The 16,338-nt window shown below is 56.3% G+C and carries 16 protein-coding genes, 1 tRNA gene and 3 pseudogenes; 13 read left to right on the forward strand and 7 right to left on the reverse strand.

Going from position 1 to position 16,338, the window contains the following annotated elements; genetic code table 11:
* Positions 1–61 precede the first annotated feature (61 nt).
* Positions 62–184: a VOC family protein gene (locus QP970_RS08165; protein WP_005276107.1), complete on the forward strand. Its 123-nt coding sequence runs from the start codon at positions 62–64 to the stop codon at positions 182–184.
* A 304-nt stretch (positions 185–488) separates the two neighbouring features.
* Here QP970_RS08165 and QP970_RS08170 read toward each other — a convergent pair.
* A tRNA-Leu gene (locus QP970_RS08170) sits at positions 489–573 on the reverse strand.
* A gap of 208 nt (positions 574–781) precedes the next feature.
* On the opposite strand from QP970_RS08170, the gene QP970_RS08175 reads away from it, so the two are divergent.
* From QP970_RS08175 to crgA, 8 genes are all read left to right on the forward strand, one after another.
* Entirely contained in the window at positions 782–1,615 is an 834-nt protein-coding gene (locus tag QP970_RS08175; protein ID WP_005276103.1) for an FHA domain-containing protein, read from the forward strand.
* 25 nt (positions 1,616–1,640) lie between these two features.
* Complete coding sequence (locus tag QP970_RS08180; protein ID WP_239269696.1) at positions 1,641–2,093, forward strand: FHA domain-containing protein FhaB/FipA; 453 nt, start codon at positions 1,641–1,643, stop codon at positions 2,091–2,093.
* Positions 2,090–3,454, forward strand: a complete 1,365-nt coding sequence (locus tag QP970_RS08185; protein WP_237801249.1) for a PP2C family protein-serine/threonine phosphatase — start codon at positions 2,090–2,092, stop codon at positions 3,452–3,454. The genes QP970_RS08180 and QP970_RS08185 overlap by 4 nt, the downstream gene beginning before the upstream one ends.
* A gap of 3 nt (positions 3,455–3,457) precedes the next feature.
* Entirely contained in the window at positions 3,458–4,810 is a 1,353-nt protein-coding gene (locus QP970_RS08190) for an FtsW/RodA/SpoVE family cell cycle protein (RefSeq protein WP_239269698.1), read from the forward strand.
* Positions 4,807–6,237 carry a peptidoglycan D,D-transpeptidase FtsI family protein gene (locus tag QP970_RS08195; RefSeq protein ID WP_239269699.1) on the forward strand — a complete coding sequence of 477 codons (1,431 nt, stop codon included), beginning with the start codon at positions 4,807–4,809 and terminating at the stop codon, positions 6,235–6,237. Before QP970_RS08190 ends, QP970_RS08195 begins: the two co-directional genes overlap by 4 nt.
* Positions 6,237–7,751, forward strand: coding sequence for a serine/threonine-protein kinase (locus tag QP970_RS08200; protein ID WP_239269700.1), 1,515 nt, complete (start codon positions 6,237–6,239; stop codon positions 7,749–7,751). Before QP970_RS08195 ends, QP970_RS08200 begins: the two co-directional genes overlap by 1 nt.
* A 3-nt stretch (positions 7,752–7,754) precedes the next feature.
* A complete protein-coding gene (gene pknB, locus QP970_RS08205; RefSeq protein WP_023024718.1) occupies positions 7,755–9,713 on the forward strand; it encodes a Stk1 family PASTA domain-containing Ser/Thr kinase in 1,959 nt (652 codons plus the stop codon).
* Positions 9,714–9,777: 64 nt separating this feature from the next.
* A complete protein-coding gene (gene crgA / locus QP970_RS08210; RefSeq protein WP_023024716.1) occupies positions 9,778–10,050 on the forward strand; it encodes a cell division protein CrgA in 273 nt (90 codons plus the stop codon).
* A 100-nt stretch (positions 10,051–10,150) separates the two neighbouring features.
* On the opposite strand, the gene QP970_RS11760 is transcribed toward crgA, so the two are convergent.
* The 5 genes and pseudogenes from QP970_RS11760 to QP970_RS08230 all read right to left on the reverse strand — a co-directional run bounded on the left by QP970_RS11760 (position 10,151) and on the right by QP970_RS08230 (position 11,906).
* On the reverse strand, positions 10,151–10,276 hold the full coding sequence (locus tag QP970_RS11760) for a hypothetical protein (protein WP_441303173.1): 126 nt from the start codon (positions 10,274–10,276) through the stop codon (positions 10,151–10,153).
* Between the two features lie 188 nt (positions 10,277–10,464).
* Positions 10,465–10,671, reverse strand: a pseudogene (locus tag QP970_RS11765) (transposase); the annotation flags it as partial.
* A gap of 234 nt (positions 10,672–10,905) precedes the next feature.
* The gene (locus QP970_RS08220) at positions 10,906–11,052 is read right to left on the reverse strand and encodes an integrase core domain-containing protein (protein ID WP_239269702.1); all 147 of its coding nucleotides are present in this window, start codon (positions 11,050–11,052) and stop codon (positions 10,906–10,908) included.
* A 40-nt stretch (positions 11,053–11,092) separates the two neighbouring features.
* Positions 11,093–11,545: an IS3 family transposase gene (locus QP970_RS08225; protein ID WP_239269703.1), complete on the reverse strand. Its 453-nt coding sequence runs from the start codon at positions 11,543–11,545 to the stop codon at positions 11,093–11,095.
* Positions 11,546–11,707: 162 nt separating this feature from the next.
* Positions 11,708–11,906: pseudogene (locus QP970_RS08230) on the reverse strand (hypothetical protein).
* Between the two features lie 78 nt (positions 11,907–11,984).
* On the opposite strand from QP970_RS08230, the gene QP970_RS08235 reads away from it, so the two are divergent.
* From QP970_RS08235 to QP970_RS08245, 3 genes are all read left to right on the forward strand, one after another.
* Complete coding sequence (locus tag QP970_RS08235) at positions 11,985–12,800, forward strand: TIGR02391 family protein (protein ID WP_239269704.1); 816 nt, start codon at positions 11,985–11,987, stop codon at positions 12,798–12,800.
* A 309-nt stretch (positions 12,801–13,109) separates the two neighbouring features.
* The gene (gene cmtR / locus QP970_RS08240) at positions 13,110–13,469 is read left to right on the forward strand and encodes a Cd(II)/Pb(II)-sensing metalloregulatory transcriptional regulator CmtR (RefSeq protein ID WP_023024707.1); all 360 of its coding nucleotides are present in this window, start codon (positions 13,110–13,112) and stop codon (positions 13,467–13,469) included.
* Complete coding sequence (locus tag QP970_RS08245; RefSeq protein ID WP_239269705.1) at positions 13,470–14,063, forward strand: cadmium resistance transporter; 594 nt, start codon at positions 13,470–13,472, stop codon at positions 14,061–14,063.
* Between the two features lie 75 nt (positions 14,064–14,138).
* Here the strand turns inward: QP970_RS08245 and QP970_RS08250 are convergent, their stop codons facing one another.
* Entirely contained in the window at positions 14,139–15,482 is a 1,344-nt protein-coding gene (locus QP970_RS08250) for an IS256 family transposase (protein ID WP_023024702.1), read from the reverse strand.
* A gap of 72 nt (positions 15,483–15,554) precedes the next feature.
* On the opposite strand from QP970_RS08250, the pseudogene QP970_RS08255 reads away from it, so the two are divergent.
* Positions 15,555–16,260 (forward strand): annotated as a pseudogene (locus QP970_RS08255) (transposase-like zinc-binding domain-containing protein); the annotation flags it as partial.
* Between the last annotated feature and the right edge of the window lie 78 nt (positions 16,261–16,338).

The following is a 16,338-nucleotide window of genomic DNA, read 5'->3' on the forward strand; positions in this document are numbered from 1 at the left end:
GCCCACACGCAGCGGCCGTCAGGGAATGAGAAACTGAGTCTTCGCTGCTCTCCGCCCAACTTTGCAACAGCACCAATCAAAAGGAGTCCAAATTGTGCAGCCACCCGACGATGACGTCTTCGGCCGCACCTTCGTAGTTGCCGACCCTGATGGAAACCTGTTCCGCGTCAGCCCAGTCGTTTAATTCTTAAATTGGGGTTCAACAACTAGGAAATCCTCCAACAGCCCAAGGAAAACATCTCAGTTGGAGGATTCCAATTGCCCCGAAGCGGGAGCTAAAGCCAGAACGTCAGATCAAAATAACAAGCAAAATGACTTGTTGACACCATCGAAAACAAGAGTTCAACAGAAGAGAGCGGGAGTTAGGATGTAAATTCCCACACTTGCAATCCTCAACCGCCAAAGTTCAGAAAAACAAAGAAACCGAAGGTCACGAACCCTTTCGAGTTTGTTACCTCCGGTCTCGCAGTTTGTTCAACTGCTCATTGTGCCCGGGGCGGGACTTGAACCCGCACGTCCTTATCGAACACTGGCACCTGAAGCCAGCGCGTCTGCCAATTCCGCCACCCGGGCAGGGTGTGGTTGTCAGTGCGACTAGATAAAGATAGCACAGGAAGCACGTGCAATTACAAATCAGCAGGAAAAGCGGATTATTTTGCGCATTTAATGGCGAAAAACTAGGAACTTTCGCGCCGCCGTCTACGTTTGAAAGGGGTATACAAACTATAATGGCTACTACTGATCACTACTGATCGCTGTATAGCGGAAAGGAGCAAAATTCGTGGCGTTTTTAGAAAGGCTGGCGAAGCTCGATTCCGCTATGCAACGCGGCCTTGATAACGGCATGGCTTTTGTCTTCGGCGGCAAGGTCGTTCCTGCAGAGATTGATGAGCTTTTGAAGCAAGAAGCCCAGGACAATCTCGGCCACGGGGACGATGACAAACTCTATAGTCCCAATGTCATGACTGTAGGTGTCTCCTCCAAGGATTTGGAGAACTTGTCGCAAGACCCCGATTTGCCTGCCGATTGCGCAGACCAATTATCTCGCTTTATCCGCAATAACGGATGGTCCCTCGCTGGTCCCGTCATTGTGCGGATAGCGGAGGAATCGGGCCTGCGCACGGGCCAGCTTCGTGTGTCCTCGTTTATAGATCACGAGCCCACAGAAGAGACCGGTTTCGAGGCGATTTTCCACGACTTTGATGGTCAGGAGGACCAGATGACCAACCCGCACGAAAATAATGCGGATGACGCAGCTACTACCGCTTTCATTGCGCAAGATGACCAACCCGCGCCGCAAACGCAGGGCCCCGCAGTCAATTTGATGTTGCAGGATGGCTCTTCCCGCGTCTACCACGTGCAGGAAGGGTCAAATATTATTGGCCGCAGCAATGATGCGGATTTGCGCCTGCCGGATACGGGCGTGTCCCGCCAGCACGCGGAAATCACGTGGAACGGTGAAGATGCCGTATTGGTGGATTTGCAGTCCACCAATGGCACCACGGTCAATGACACTCCTATTGATAACTGGCTGCTTGCCGATGGCGACGTGATCACCATGGGCCATTCCCACGTCGAGGTCCGCATTACGGGCCTTGATTCGCATAGTTACTAATTCACACTGAGGAAGGGAGGCCGCCATGGATGCAGTCATCATGCTGGCGCTTCGCATCGGCTTATTGGCTCTTTTGTGGGTATTTGTCCTGGTGGCCTTGAATGCCATGCGGCGGGATACCAATAAATCCGCAGGTGCTATGCCACAGTCGTCAAAAATGGGTGCGTCCCCGCGCAGTCACGCTGCGGTAAAGCAGCTTTCTATTGTGGAGGGCCCCTTGCAGGGATCCCACATGGATTTGGGCACGCTCGAGGAATGTACCTTGGGACGTGCCGCCGACTGTGATTTTGTCACTGGGGATGATTACTCCTCCGGCCATCATGCACGCCTATTTCGCCGCGGCAGCGAGTGGGTAGTGGAGGATTTGGAATCTCGCAACGGAACCCTCGTCAATGGTGTGCGCATCGACCAACCTGAGGTAGTCGGCGCGAACTCCGAAATTAAGCTAGGCCGCACTACCGTGAGGTTGAACGCATGACACTGAAGCTAAACTTTTTTGCCAAGTCGGACCGCGGGCTTATCCGCGGAAATAATGAGGACTCCGGATACGCCGGATCCCACCTGCTGATTTTGGCCGATGGCATGGGCGGACATGCCGCAGGTGAGGTCGCCTCCCAACTCATGGTCAACCACCTCGAAATCCTAGATCAGGATCCGGGTAAGGAGGACACGGAGGCACTCCTTGCAGCTGCTGCCGATGACGCCAATGAAGCCATCAGCGAGCACGTCACCGCCCACCCTGAGACCGAAGGTATGGGCACGACGCTGTCCACGATGCTGTTCAATGGCACCACCTTTGGTGTTTGCCATGTGGGCGATTCGCGCGCTTATTTGCTGCGCGATGGCAAGCTCGAGCAAATCACCAAGGACGATACCTATGTGCAGTCCTTGGTGGATAAGGGCGAGCTGGCTGCAGAAGATGTTTCTTCCCACCCACAAAAGTCCCTCATCTTGAAGGCCTATACCGGCCGTGCGGTGGAGCCGACGCTCTTCACGTTCGAAGCCAAGGCGGGAGACCGCATCCTGCTGTGCTCGGATGGGCTTTCGGACCCGGTTACGGCTTCCACGATTGAGACTGCCCTTGGCCAGGGAAGCATCGAACAAGCGGGCTCCACCCTCGTGGATCTCGCCATACGTTCGGGCGGACCGGACAATGTCACGGTCGTCATCGGTGAGGTTACGGAAGAAAAACCCGCCACCCACGAACCATTCCGCGTCGGTGCGTTGGCAGGTTCGGTAGAAGAACCCACGCACCCGGATTCTTCTGCATCACGCGCCGCCAAACTCACCCGTAAACCCCAGGTGATTCCGCCGGCCGTCATGGCCGATGAAGACAATGCGGCTAAGGACTCCGATGAAGAAGAGGCAGAGGACGAGCCTTCTCGACGAAAAGTCGGGTGGAAGGTCCTCATCGCGCTCATCATCATCTTGGCGCTCGTTATCGGCGCGGGGCTGTGGGTCAAGAACTTCTTGTCCAATAATTACTACGCCGAGACCAACGATGCCCAGGAAATCACCATCCTGAAGGGCGCGGATTATTCCGTATTTGGCAAGGATTTAAGCTCCACGCACCAATACGTGTGCATTAATGACAAGAACTCCTTGCTGTTTTCTGCACAGAAGTGCAAGGGAGACTTCACCCCGCTGAAGGTCTCTGACCTGCCCGAGTCTGAGCGCGGCGCGGTCAACCACATTTCCGCCGGTGATCTGAGCGAGGTTCAGGATCAGATTAATGACCTGGGTGAAAAGGCACTCAAGCCATGTATCACTGCGCCGAGCCAAAAAGATAATAAAGACACCAAGGAAAACAAACCTGGGGTCACTTGTAGGGAGGTGTAGCTGATGCAGAAGTTTTTTAGCCGAAGAATCGAACTCGGCCTCCTTATTCTCGCCGCGGCTGTCTTTGCCATTACCTTGGTCAGTTTGGAGCTGTCGCAAGATAATGCGCTCACGACGGACCTGATCTACCTCATCGGTGGATTCATTGGTGTCTTTACCATTGCCCACTTGGCAATGTGCTTCTTGGCGCCCTACGCGGACCAGATCATGTTGCCTATCGTTGCCATCCTTAATGGCATTGGGCTTATCGTTTTGGCCCGCCTGGATTTGGTCAATGATCGGGGTCTCGCGGTCCGCCAGGTCATGTGGACCGTCGTTGGCCTCGTGCTCTTTGTGCTGGTCCTGGCGGTTGTCAAGGACCATCGGTCACTCACCCGCTATTCCTATATCTTGGGCGCGGCTGGCCTCGTACTGTTGGCGCTGCCGTTGGTGTGGCCACAACCTGATGACGTTGAAGCTCGCATTTGGCTGAATTTCGGGCCCTTTTCCATCCAGCCGGGTGAGTTCTCCAAGATCATGCTGATCTTATTCTTTGCCATGCTGCTGACGCAGAAGCGGTCCCTCTTTACTGTGGCTGGGTATCGCTTCCTAGGGATTTCCCTGCCCCGCTTGCGCGACCTCGCCCCCATTCTCATCGTGTGGGCCATCGCCATCATCATCATGGGAATTTCCAATGACTTTGGTCCGGCGCTGCTGCTCTTCAGCACGGTGCTGGGCATGCTATTTATGGCTACCGGCCGGGTCAGTTGGCTATTTATCGGCCTCATCCTCGTCGGTATCGGCGGCTTTGGCATTTACCAAGTTTCTGAAAAGATCCAGCAGCGTTTCTCCAACTTCTTGGATCCGCTAGCAAATTATGATGTCACTGGCTTCCAACTGTCCCAGTCCCTCTTTGGCTTATCATCCGGCGGCATTTCCGGCAGCGGCTTGGGCCAAGGACACCCCGAATTGGTGCCGGTGGCACACTCAGATTTCATCCTCGCCGCCATCGGTGAGGAATTGGGGTTGATTGGTCTAGCTGCCGTTTTGATCCTCTTTGGCATGTTGGTGACCCGCGGATTCAATACCGCGTTGCGTACCCGCGATACGTACGGCAAACTGGTCGCTTCAGGCCTTTCTCTTACTTTGGCGGTACAGGTCTTCGTCGTCACCGGTGGCATTTCCGCCCTGCTGCCGATGACCGGCTTGACCACTCCTTTCATGTCCGCCGGTGGTTCCTCTCTCATGGCTAATTATGTACTGTTGGCGATTTTGCTGCGGATCTCTAACGCAGCTCGCCGACCCATGCAGGAGAACTCGAGCAATGCTCCGAGTGACACCTCCATGTTCCCGTCGGTTCAGGAGGCTTACCGATGAACAAATCCATCCGCCTAGTATCCCTATTTGCCATCATCTTGACCGCGGTTCTGTTGGTGAACCTGACGGTCATTCAGGCATTTTCGGACGATAAATACGCGCATAATGCTAAGAACTCGCGCGGGTTTATTGAGCTGCAGAACACCCCGCGCGGCCAGATCTATTCCGGGAATACGGTGCTGGCGCAATCCACGGAAAATCCTGATGAGACCTACTCCCGGTCTTATCCCATCGATTCGCCCGCTTTTGGCAATATCACTGGCTACTTGTCCAGCCAATTTGGTGCTTCGGAATTGGAATCTTCGCAAAATGAAATTCTCAATGGCACGGATGATTCCCTGTTCAAGCAGCATTGGCTCGATACCATCGCGAATAAGCCCACCAAGGGAGCCAATGTAGAAGTCACCATCGATCCGGCATTGCAGCAGGCCGCGTATGACCAGTTGGCGGGTCCCGGATACGAAGGTTCGGCTGTGGCCATCCAGCCGTCGACGGGCAAGATCTTGGCCATGGCCTCCAACCCAGGCTTTAACCCTAATTCACTGGTGGGCGAGTCCGCTGATGAGGCCTGGACAGGTTTGCAGGAACAGGCCGGTCAGCCACTGGTCAATCACGCAGCGGCGGATACCTTGCCACCGGGATCTATTTTCAAGATCATTACGACTGCAGCCGGATTGAATAATGGATACAACCCTTCGTCGAGCCTCACCGGTTCCAACGTGATTACCTTGCCGGATACCGTCACGGAGCTGACGAACTACGGCAATGAAAAGTGCAACGGTCAGGATTCCGTGACTCTGCAGACCGCCTTCGCACTCTCGTGTAATACCGCATTTGTGCAGATGTCTGAGCAGATCGGCGCGGATGAGCTGCGCAAGTACGCGGAGGCTTTCGGCATCGGCAAGAAGTACGACTTGGGTGTCTCTTCTTCCGCGGGTACCTTGGGTGACCTTCCGGATGGTGCGGCGACGGCGCAATCGGCCATCGGCCAGCGCGATGTCACCATGAGCGCGTTGCAGGCGGCAGTCATGGCCGGCACCGTGGCCAATAAGGGCACGCGCATGGAGCCTTACCTAGTCAATCGCATTACCGATGCCCAGATGAAGGAAATCCGCACTACGAAGCCCAAGAAGGCCGACGAGGCCGTCACGGAAGAGACTGCATCGACCATTAAGGACTTGATGTTTGCCTCCGAGCGTTCTTCGTGGGGCTACGACGGCAATGGCTTCGCATCCAAGACCGGTACCGCCGAGCACGGCGAAGGCTTGGCTCCGCACGTGTGGTACGTGGCCTTTGATCCGGACCGCGATATTGCCGTCGGGGTCGTCGTCAAGAACGGCGGTAACTTGGGCGAATCCGCAACGGGCGGCAGAGTCTCTGGCCCAATTGGTCGTGCCATCCTGAGCGCATACCAGGGGGAACAGTAATGAAGAATACCGAGAACAAAGACCATCTCCAGGAACTCATCGGCAGCGACTACGAACTGCAGTGGATCATTGGCCACGGTGGCATGTCCACGGTGTGGCTTGCCGATGACACTCGTAATGACCGCGAAGTAGCCATCAAGGTTTTGCGGCCGGAGTTTTCTGATAACCAGGAATTCCTCTCCCGCTTCCGCAATGAAGCGGAATCCGCTGAATCTATCCAGTCCGATAACGTGGTGGCCACGTATGACTACCGCGAGCTGGAAGATAATGGCCGCAAGTTCTGCTTCATGGCCTTGGAATACGTGCGGGGCGAATCCCTCGCGGATCTGCTCGCGCGCGAGAACACCTTGCAAGAAGAACTCGCGCTGGACGTGCTTGAGCAGGCGGGCCATGGCCTATCCATTATCCACCGGATGGGCTTGGTGCACCGCGATATTAAGCCCGGCAACCTGATGATTACCCAGAATGGGCAGGTAAAGATCACGGACTTTGGCATCGCCAAGGCGGCTGCCTCGGTACCGCTCACGCGCACCGGCATGGTGGTAGGTACCGCCCAGTACGTTTCGCCTGAGCAAGCGCAGGGCAAGGAGGTCACCCCTGCCTCGGATATCTATTCGCTCGGCGTCGTAGGCTACGAGATGCTCGGCGGCAAGCGCCCCTTTTCGGGCGATTCCTCCGTGTCCATTGCTCTTGCCCACATCAACCAAGAGCCTGAACCGCTGTCGACCACGATCAGTGCCCCGGCGCGCGAGCTCATCCGCATCGCTCTGCGCAAGGATCCCAATACCCGCTATGCCGATGGCAATGAGTTCACGGTCGCGGTATCCGATGTGCGCCTGGGCAAGCGCCCGCCGCAGCCCAAGTCCATTCCGCCCCACCAGCAGGCCCCAGAGCCTTCGCCTTCGGCGTCGACCGAGATGCTTGCCGATGTCGCCCAGCCCACCACCATTCATCCGGCGGCGGGGACGGCGGCGAGTGCTTCCGCGCCGCAACGCAAGGCAGCACCAGCTCCGGTCAATGATTCGAAGGGCGGGAAGTCTTTCCTCAAGGGTCTGGGTATCGTCGCGGCCATCGCCCTGCTTGCCGCGGCCGGCTACGCCATCATGAACCTCATGAGTAGCGAGGGTGGCGACAGCGAGCCTTCGTCTACCCAGGAAACTTCCGTGGTCACCGAATACCGGGATCCCACAACCACGCAGGTAGAAACCCTGGAAGAGGACGAAGGTACGAACGAGACGCCGCAAGAAGTGACGGTAACGGAGACAGAACCCACGGATCAGGAAGGCAATCAGGCGCCGCGTGATAATCGCCGGCAGCAGCAGACCCCGAACCAGCAGGCTCCGACGCGAAACCAGCAGCGTCCGAATGCTCCGACGCAGCAGCGTCAGCCCCAGCAGCGCCAGCCGCAGGAGACGCACGTCGAAAATACACCTGAGCAGAAAAACACAGTAAACTCACAGCCCGATGAACTTCCTGGGGATTTATCTGATTTATTAAGACAGGATGGTGACTAAGCCATGGTCAATGACCGGTACCGGCTCGGTGAGATCATCGGCTCCGGCGGCATGTCCGAGGTATTTGCCGCAGAAGACACCACTTTAGGCCGGCAAGTAGCGGTAAAAATGCTGCGCACGGAGATGGCTCGCGATATCAACTTCCGCGAGCGCTTCTACCGCGAGGCACAGAACTCAGGCAAATTAAACCATCCCAATATCGTGGCGGTGTATGACACCGGTGAGACCGAGATGGATGGCATGACCATCCCATATATCGTCATGGAAAGGGTCAACGGGGCCACGCTGCGCGATATTATTCGCGAAGATGGCCCGCTGCCCGCCCAAGAGGCGGCGGAAATCCTCAAGCCGGTTGCTGAGGCTCTGCAGGCATCCCATGAGGCGGGAATCATTCACCGCGATATCAAACCGGCGAATATCATGCTCACCAACACCGGCCAGGTGAAGGTGATGGACTTTGGCATCGCTCGTGCATTGGACGATTCAACTTCAGCGATGACCCAGACTTCTGCCGTTATCGGTACCGCTCAGTACCTCTCCCCGGAGCAGGCGCGCGGCAAACACGCCGATGCGCGTTCCGATGTCTATGCGCTGGGCTGCGTCATGTACGAGGTGCTCACCGGCCGCACCCCATTCGAAGGCGAAACCCCCTTTGCCGTGGCCTACCAGCACGTGCAGGAGGAACCGACCCCGCCTTCGGAGCTTATCGATGATCCCTCGTTGACCCCCACCCAGCGGGTCAATATCGATGCGGTGGTACTGACCGCGATGGCCAAGCACCCCGCGGACCGCTACCAGTCCGCCTGGGAGATGGCCGGCGATTTGGACCGCCTGCGGGGTGGCCAGGTCACCAATGCTGCTCGCATGCACGTAAACGAAGATGATGCCACGACGGCGATGCCCGCACCGGCCACTTCTACTGCCCCTGCGGCTGCGTCCCACCGGGCACCGATCGAATCGACGCGTCCTACCGAAGAGGACGAAAGCGGCGGCTGGATGAAGTGGCTCGCGCTGCTTCTCGTCGCGCTGTTGATCGCCATCTTGGGCTATTTTGCCTGGGATTTCTGGAGTAGCGACGATGACGATAACCGGAACGGTCGAAACCAAACCGAGGTGGCGGAGCACAATAGCGTCATCGTGCCGGAGGTAGAAAACCGCCCGCGCAATGAAGTGGTCAAGGAGCTCGAGGACTTGGGACTTCTCGTCACCGTGAACGAGGAAGCTAACCCCGATATCGATCGCAATAATGCGATTCGCATTAATCCGGCCCCTGGTTCGGAATTGCAGAAGAATGCCTCGGTGACCTTGACCGTTTCTTCCGGCAAGGAAATCATCGATGTCCCAGATATCACCGGCATGAACTTGGATCAGGCCGCGCAGGTTTTGGGAGAGGCAGGCTTGGAGCTGAACTCGGATATTTCTGAGCGCAATGATGAGGCCCCCGCCGGCGAGGTAATTCAGCAGAACCCCGCGGGTGGTACCCAATTGTCCAAGGGATCAAAGGTCCGGGTGACGGTGTCTAAGGGCATCGAAAAGAAGCGCGTTCCTGATGTCGCTGGCTTGAACGAGGAGGATGCGCGCAGCCGCCTCGAAGCCAATGACTTCGACGTCAATGTCCGGGAAGTCGATTCCTTAGAGCCGGAAGGCACCGTGCTTAACGTCTCCAACCAGGGCGCTCAGCTGGAAAAGGGCCAGACTGTCACCATTGAGGTATCCAATGGGATGCTCATGAAGGCACCAGAGATCATGCACAAGAACCAAGGACAAGCCGAGAATGCCCTGCGTCAGGCGGGCTGGGATGGCGAGCTGCGCGTGGGCGAGCCAATTCCCACCGGCGCGTTGGTCGATAGCAATAAGATCGGTTGGGCGTCCACTAATCCCGGCGATACCATCCGCAAGGATCAGGACGTGGAGGTTCGCATCTGGAAATTCGAAGCCTCGGCGCTCCTGCCGCAGCCATAGCTGCTGGTATCGTAATTCATCAGTAAGCACTGAGATAAGAACTGAAATCTAGAGAAGGTCTCTTATGCCAAAGTCAAAGATCACCCAGAGCTCTGCCACCCAGGTATCGAGCTCTTCTGGGGCAAACCGCACCCCGGTCAAAATCAACTCTGAAGGCACCCCGAAATGGTACGTGGCCATCATGCTTGGCCTGATGGTCATTGGCCTGCTGTGGCTCGTGGTCAATTACCTCGCCGGTGAATCCATCCCCTTCATGGCGGAGCTCAGCGGTTGGAACTACGGGATTGGCTTCGGCCTCGCCCTCATTGGCCTGCTCATGACCATGGGCTGGCGCTAGGCCGCTGGTCAAGTCTGTTTGAGTGGTGTTTCTGCCTTTCGTTGAAACAAGCAGTGTTATGGGCTCAGGGGGTCAGCACGTACCCGGTGCTCTAACTGGTTCACGCGACTTCCTTGGAGGTGTCAGCGTCAATGACGTTGACGGTGATCAACGCTTTGGTCTGTTCCAGGCTCGTTAGCGACATGTAGCGGTTTTGCTGAATCCAGTCATCATGTTGTTCAGCCAAGACCGCACAGACAAGGCGCACCACAGCGTCAAGATTGGGGAAGATGCCGACGACATCTGTACGTCACCAGATTTCACGATTGAGCCGTTCAGCGGGATTATTCGGCCAGTCTTTCTTCCACACTGATGCCAGCGCGTTTGTAAACGCCAATAGTTCGTCGAGGGCTTCTTCCAGGTAGTTAGCAACGTGTGGAACTTCTGCTGGCAAAACGCCACGACCTCTGTGGCTTGGGACCACACCGATTCCGAATCTTGCTGCTGGAGTACCGTATGAAACATCGCCGATAGGGTTGGCCACTGCGTCTTGGGCACCATCGACGATAGGTTTTTGGCGAAATGGGTTCGACATCGTTGCCAGGACGCATTCAGTAACACGTCACTAATCGCGTGCTGGATACCTAAATGGGCATCACTGGTAGTGAGGTAGACATCATCAAGTCCGCGGGTGGGCCAGGCTGGTTTTTAAGACCGGGCGGTTTGAGTGCCTTCCTGGGTTTGGTGCCATTGGTTGGCGTACTCAGTCGGCGGGATAAACCCTAGGCTCGAATGAGGATAATAGGTATTATAGCGCTTCGACCACAGTCGCAGGCAACGCGACGCATGGGCGGGGTCGTCGAACATCTCGTCCTCTCACAGCTCGTCGCGTAGCCGGTTGTGGAAGGACTCCACAAACCCGTTATGCCATGGCATCCCCAGTGGGATGAACGCCTCGACAGTGTCTTGCTTAGCAGCCCAACTAGCCAGCTCACGGCTGATGAACTCCGGGCCGTTATCCATACGTAACACCCGAGGCCTGCCACGCACAGCAGCTCACGTTCTACACAAAGCCTTTCTTCGTGCGCACGTAGGTAATGTCGGCCACCCACAGCTTATTCGGTCCTTGAGCTTTAAATTCACGCTCGACCAAATCTGGGCGCAAATCAGGCACGTTAGCTTTTCGGATTGTGATTGGTGATCCGCCTTTGCCTTTGCCAGAAACGCCAGCCAGGCGCATCAGTCGGGTAGCGTGTTCACGGCCGATATCGATTCCGTCACGGCGGAGAGCATGCCACATTTTCCGCACGCCGTAGACACCGTAATTATCTCTATGAACAGCACTAATGCGTTCAACCAACATAGTATCGCGAAGGCGACGAGCGCTTAATCCACGGGCCTTGAACTGGCGATAACCACGCGAGGTGATAAACCCACCAGCCCGGTTATTCTTCAACGTCTTACAAATGAACTCGACAGAGAAACTGCTCCGGTAGTCATCGATGAACCGGATCATTTCTTAACGTTTCGGGTCGAGTCATGAGGCGAAAAAGCTGACGCGGCCTTCAGCAGCTCATTAGTGTCGCGTAGCTGGTGATTTTCACGGCGCAGCCTCGCGTTTTCGGCGGCCACATTTTCAGGCACAGGTTCTGGGATGTTTCCCGCACGGCGGGCAGGCTTAAGTCCATTGACGAGCCGTGTGCCATGAAACCCCCAGCTTTGGGGCTACTGCCTGGCACGCGGGGTGCATCGACATATTTTCCGCCACGATGCGGTCCTCTACAAGACGGACCACTCGGTCCTTTGCATCCTGGTCAAATTTTCTCGGCATGTTCCAGATTTTCCCATCTACTCAAACGGAACAAAACCTGGGACACTTCAAACAGCGTGCCAGAAACTGCGCACTCTTCCCTATCCGGTGACACATGCTGGGACGCACTCGCTAAATTCATAGCATGCTTTCTAAAAATAACCTTCCAGTTGCTAACCCCGCTCTGACACGCGCACTCTGCAAGGCACTCGTGGCAGGAGGGGAGGGAATCTCAGCTACGGAGATGCATAATGTCTTCGCCGCGGCCGGTATCACGGTGCTCGAGGGTTTTTCCTCCAAGACTGATATCGCCTACCACGCCTTGATGAACGAGCAACAATCCGCTGAGTCGAGCGGGCCACTGGCACGTTTTGTTTCAGAGGCTCTAGCTCCAGCCCGGTTCTTGAAGGGGCCACAGAAGCGTCAACGGATCATCTCCGACGTCGACACAATCCTTCGCACCTATCGGTTCAGCGTCACCGCGGAGGGGCACATCGTCCCTACAGGTGAAGGCGTCATCGGCGCCGACGCCCTGACCAGGCGGATAAAAGAGAAGCTTGTCTTGCGCGGCACTCATCCCGAGGCGCTGAGATTTTGTGAAGAAGAACTGATTAATCAGTCGATGTTCCATGCTGTAACCGAAGCGACAAAGTCACTGATGGAACGTATCCGGCCCGCAGACTGCGCGCTTGACGGAGAGAAGCTCACTCAGTACGTGTTCGGTACACGCAATAACCCTGGGCCACGATTCATAAACGATTTCTCCAGCCCAGCAGATGAGGCCGAGCATTTCGGATTCATCCATCTACTCAACGGAATCTACGGACACCTTCGTAACGATCGCGCCCATCGCGCACGTCTGGGATCGGAAGAAAAGGGACAAGATTTTCTCGACGCCATGGCGATGATCTCCTATGCACACCGGGTCATCGACAGGAGTTGGCTGAAGGGCCAAGCCTAAGCTGCGGATGGTCGAATTACCGCCACCCCTAAGGCAATATGTCAGGGGTGGGAGGCGGTGGCGTCCCTGACAGCCGGCCAGTTACGCTTTCTTCTTGACGCTCGTGGGGGCAGCCCCGCGGATTGCTCCTTGTCCTTGTCCGGAACAGAGGCCTCGGCCGCCTGAGTGACCCTTGCGGCAGCCTGCTGTTCATAGACGAACGAATTCGACACAGACAGTACCGAAGGATGCTGGTGTCCCACACATCACCGTCGGGCCGACGTTCGCCCCTCGTTGCAACAGTTCAGCAGACGCTGTATAGTCCAGTACATGCTGACTATTGCTTCGCGCTTGGACGTGATGAACCGATTGGGTCGGGCGATGGCCGATCCCACCCGATCCCGTATTCTCCTGACCCTGCTGGGCGGCCCGGCCTACCCGGCCGCTCTCGCCCGGGAACTGGAACTGACGCGGTCAAATGTGTCGAACCACCTCACTTGCCTACGGGACTGCGGAATTGTGGTCGCAGAACCGCAGGGGAGGAAGACCCGCTACGAGATCGTCGACGCCCATCTTGTCCAAGCGTTGAACTCACTGCTAGATACCACTCTGGCTGCCGACGAAAATGCCCCGTGTATTGACTCGGCATGTGACGTGCCCGGGTGTGCCACCGGAGAGGGGAACAGGTAAGTGGTAACTGGTCTCCTGGGGGCGGTTGGTCTGTTTATCGCCACCAATATCGACGACATCATCGTGCTCTCGCTGTTCTTCGCCCGTGGGGCCGGCCAAGCAGGGACCACACTTCGGATCCTGGCCGGGCAGTATCTTGGTTTCGCGGGCATCCTCGCAGCCACGATTCTGGTCACCCTAGGGGCGGATGCCTTCCTGCCCACCGAGGCGATCCCCTACTTCGGGCTAATCCCCCTGGCCCTGGGGCTGTGGGCGGCCTGGCAAGCCTGGCGGGGAGACGATGACGACGATGACGCGAAAGTCAGCGGAAAGAACGTAAGCGTCTTGACCGTCGCCGGGGTGACCTTTGCCAACGGTGGCGACAATATCGGCGTCTATGTCCCGGTTTTTCTCAACGTGGATACCGCCACCGTTATCATCTACTGCGTTGTCTTTCTGATTCTGGTGGCGGGCCTGGTCCTGTTGGCGAAGTTCGTGGCCACCCGTCCGCCCATCGCGGAGATTCTCGAACGCTGGGAGCATGTGCTGTTCCCTATCGTCTTGATCGGCCTGGGTACCTTCATCCTCGTCAGCGGCGGCGCCTTCGGCCTTTAATAAACTCATCCCCCGTGCTGCTAGGGCCTCTCTAGGTTTCCGAGCGTGTCAAGTTGTTTGTGTGTGGGGCTAGGTTTATAGGTATTTGTCGAAGCGGTCGGGAAAAGCCACGGCCATCTGGTTGATGGCTTGTTTCCAGCCAGAAACTCGGGCTCCTTCCATGAGTCTGCCGGCTGTTCTTGAGACTCGTTTGCCCTGCTTGGCTCTCTTTACAGCTCGTTTGTCTTCAATATTGCAGATCATCAACCACAGCGTCTTGAGCGCGGATTCATCGTTGGTGAACTGCACCCTGTTGCGAGTAGCTTTACGCAATTGGTTGTTAAACGACTCAATGGAATTCGTCGTATAGATGACCTTCCTGGCTGCTGGTGGGAACTGCAGAAACGGTACGAAACGCGCCCACGCATCACGCCAGACCTTGACTGAGCGGGGATATTTCTCACCCAGCTCGGAGGCTTCAAATTCGTCTAAAGCAACCTGTGCTGTGGGCTCGTCCGTGGCAGTGTAAATCTTTTTCAACGCGGCTGATACGCCCCGGCGATCCCCGTAGGCTACCCACCGGTTAGCGGCGCGAATCAGGTGCACGATACAGGTTTGCACCATAGAGTTCGGCCAGGTTGCCTCAACTGCCTCTGGCAGGCCTTTCAGCCCGTCACAGCAGACGATAAAGACGTCCTTGACCCCACGGTTAGAAAAGTTGGCGCATACCTGCGCCCAGAATGAAGCGCCTTCTTCCTTGGCAATCCACAATCCTAAAATGTGCTTAATACCGTCGAGATCCACGCCGATTGCCATGTACGCAGATTTGTTGACTACTCGGCCGTCGTCGCGGACTTTAATGCGCAACGCGTCCAGGAAAACCACGGGGTAGAACTCGTCTAGCTGGCGGTTTTGCCAGACCATAACCTCATCGAGCACGGCGTCAGTAACCGCAGAAATCGTCTCATGGAAAATATCGACACGCATCGCCGTTGCCATATGATGCTGGATATCCCTAATTGTCATCCCACCGGCATACAAGCTGACGATCATGTCATCAAGATCAGTCAAGCGCCTAGAACCTTTAGGGACCATAGTCGGAAAGAATGTTCCAGCCCGATCCCGAGGGACATCAACGGTGACTGGCCCGCAGTTAGAATCCACGGTCTTTGGATACGACCCGTTGCGGTAATTGTCTGTTCTAGCTGCAGCTTTAGCGCTCCTGTCGCCAGACTCGTAGCCCAGGTGGGCATCCATTTCAGCGTTGAGTCCCCTGGTAATCGAGGCTTGTAACATGCCGCGAACTAGGTCGTTGGCATCCGTTGTGGACGTGCCTAGGTCATCAATCAGTTTCGCGATGTCAGGATTAGCAAGCAGCTTCTTTTCAATCGCATCAATCTTGGCCTTATCAGCCGGATCTCGTCTCGCCACAGTAGTCATTCTGGTCCATCTCCTCATGCAGGTTAGGTACCCACACACAAACCATCAGACACTCTCTGGTGTGCTTTCCGGGTGAGTAAAAACAGACCACGATGCCCGGTATGTGCTGGGCAAATGAAGAAAAACGGAACCACATCCAAAGGCACAACCAGGTGGCGGTGCAAAGACCCGAACTGCGGCAGCTCCACGACACGAACCCGCACCGATCTCACTCAGGCCTGCGACTTTAAAGCCTTCATCTCCTATGTCACCTCCACAGTGACGTTGTCTGAACTCGCCGGGCCACAAAGGGTGAGTCGTTGGACACTTGATCGCCGATTGAACCGTTTTGGCTCATCGACGTCCCCAACGACGGTGCCCCGCAGCGCGTCTACGAGCAGATCTTCATCGACGCCACCACGTCATTGCTTGGCACTGGACCAAACACGAAACTGTCCACGCATACACGCAGCTTCTTCGCAAAATCGCCGAGCCGCTCTGCGTCGTCATCGACGTCGGACAAGGCGCACTCACCGCGATTAAAGCCTGCTGGCCAAACGCGATGATTCAGCGTTGTCTCGTCCATGCGCAACGCGTCATCCGCCGCTACACCACCTCACGGCCGCGCACCGACGCCGGCAAAACCATCTACGCACTGGCGCTGAAACTAACCCGTGTCACCACACTCGAACAGGCACGGGAGTGGACGCTACGTCTGCACGACTTCGGTCAGGTATTCAAAACATTCCTCAACGAGAAAACACCCGTGCCAAAGGAACGCCGAACACTCAATAACCAGTTGGGGTTGCCCGCAAATCGTGGACACGTAGTGGAGCTACCTAGTGGTTAGGCAGCGATTTCTTTTCTGCTGGTGGTT

It is taken from the genome of Corynebacterium sp. MSK073, assembly GCF_030232085.1.
Classification (GTDB): Bacteria; Actinomycetota; Actinomycetes; order Mycobacteriales; family Mycobacteriaceae; genus Corynebacterium.

Excerpts from the sequence above, each read along its gene's own strand:
- QP970_RS08220 (WP_239269702.1), bottom strand. The coding sequence starts at position 11,052 with ATGGATAACGGCCCGGAGTTCATCAGCCGTGAGCTGGCTAGTTGGGCT.
- QP970_RS08190 (WP_239269698.1), top strand. The coding sequence starts at position 3,458 with ATGCAGAAGTTTTTTAGCCGAAGAATCGAACTCGGCCTCCTTATTCTC.
- QP970_RS08225 (WP_239269703.1), bottom strand. The coding sequence starts at position 11,545 with ATGATCCGGTTCATCGATGACTACCGGAGCAGTTTCTCTGTCGAGTTC.
- crgA (WP_023024716.1), top strand. The coding sequence starts at position 9,778 with ATGCCAAAGTCAAAGATCACCCAGAGCTCTGCCACCCAGGTATCGAGC.
- QP970_RS08200 (WP_239269700.1), top strand. The coding sequence starts at position 6,237 with ATGAAGAATACCGAGAACAAAGACCATCTCCAGGAACTCATCGGCAGC.
- pknB (WP_023024718.1), top strand. The coding sequence starts at position 7,755 with ATGGTCAATGACCGGTACCGGCTCGGTGAGATCATCGGCTCCGGCGGC.
- QP970_RS08195 (WP_239269699.1), top strand. The coding sequence starts at position 4,807 with ATGAACAAATCCATCCGCCTAGTATCCCTATTTGCCATCATCTTGACC.
- QP970_RS08185 (WP_237801249.1), top strand. The coding sequence starts at position 2,090 with ATGACACTGAAGCTAAACTTTTTTGCCAAGTCGGACCGCGGGCTTATC.
- cmtR (WP_023024707.1), top strand. The coding sequence starts at position 13,110 with ATGCTGACTATTGCTTCGCGCTTGGACGTGATGAACCGATTGGGTCGG.
- QP970_RS08180 (WP_239269696.1), top strand. The coding sequence starts at position 1,641 with ATGGATGCAGTCATCATGCTGGCGCTTCGCATCGGCTTATTGGCTCTT.
- QP970_RS08250 (WP_023024702.1), bottom strand. The coding sequence starts at position 15,482 with ATGACTACTGTGGCGAGACGAGATCCGGCTGATAAGGCCAAGATTGAT.
- QP970_RS08235 (WP_239269704.1), top strand. The coding sequence starts at position 11,985 with ATGCTTTCTAAAAATAACCTTCCAGTTGCTAACCCCGCTCTGACACGC.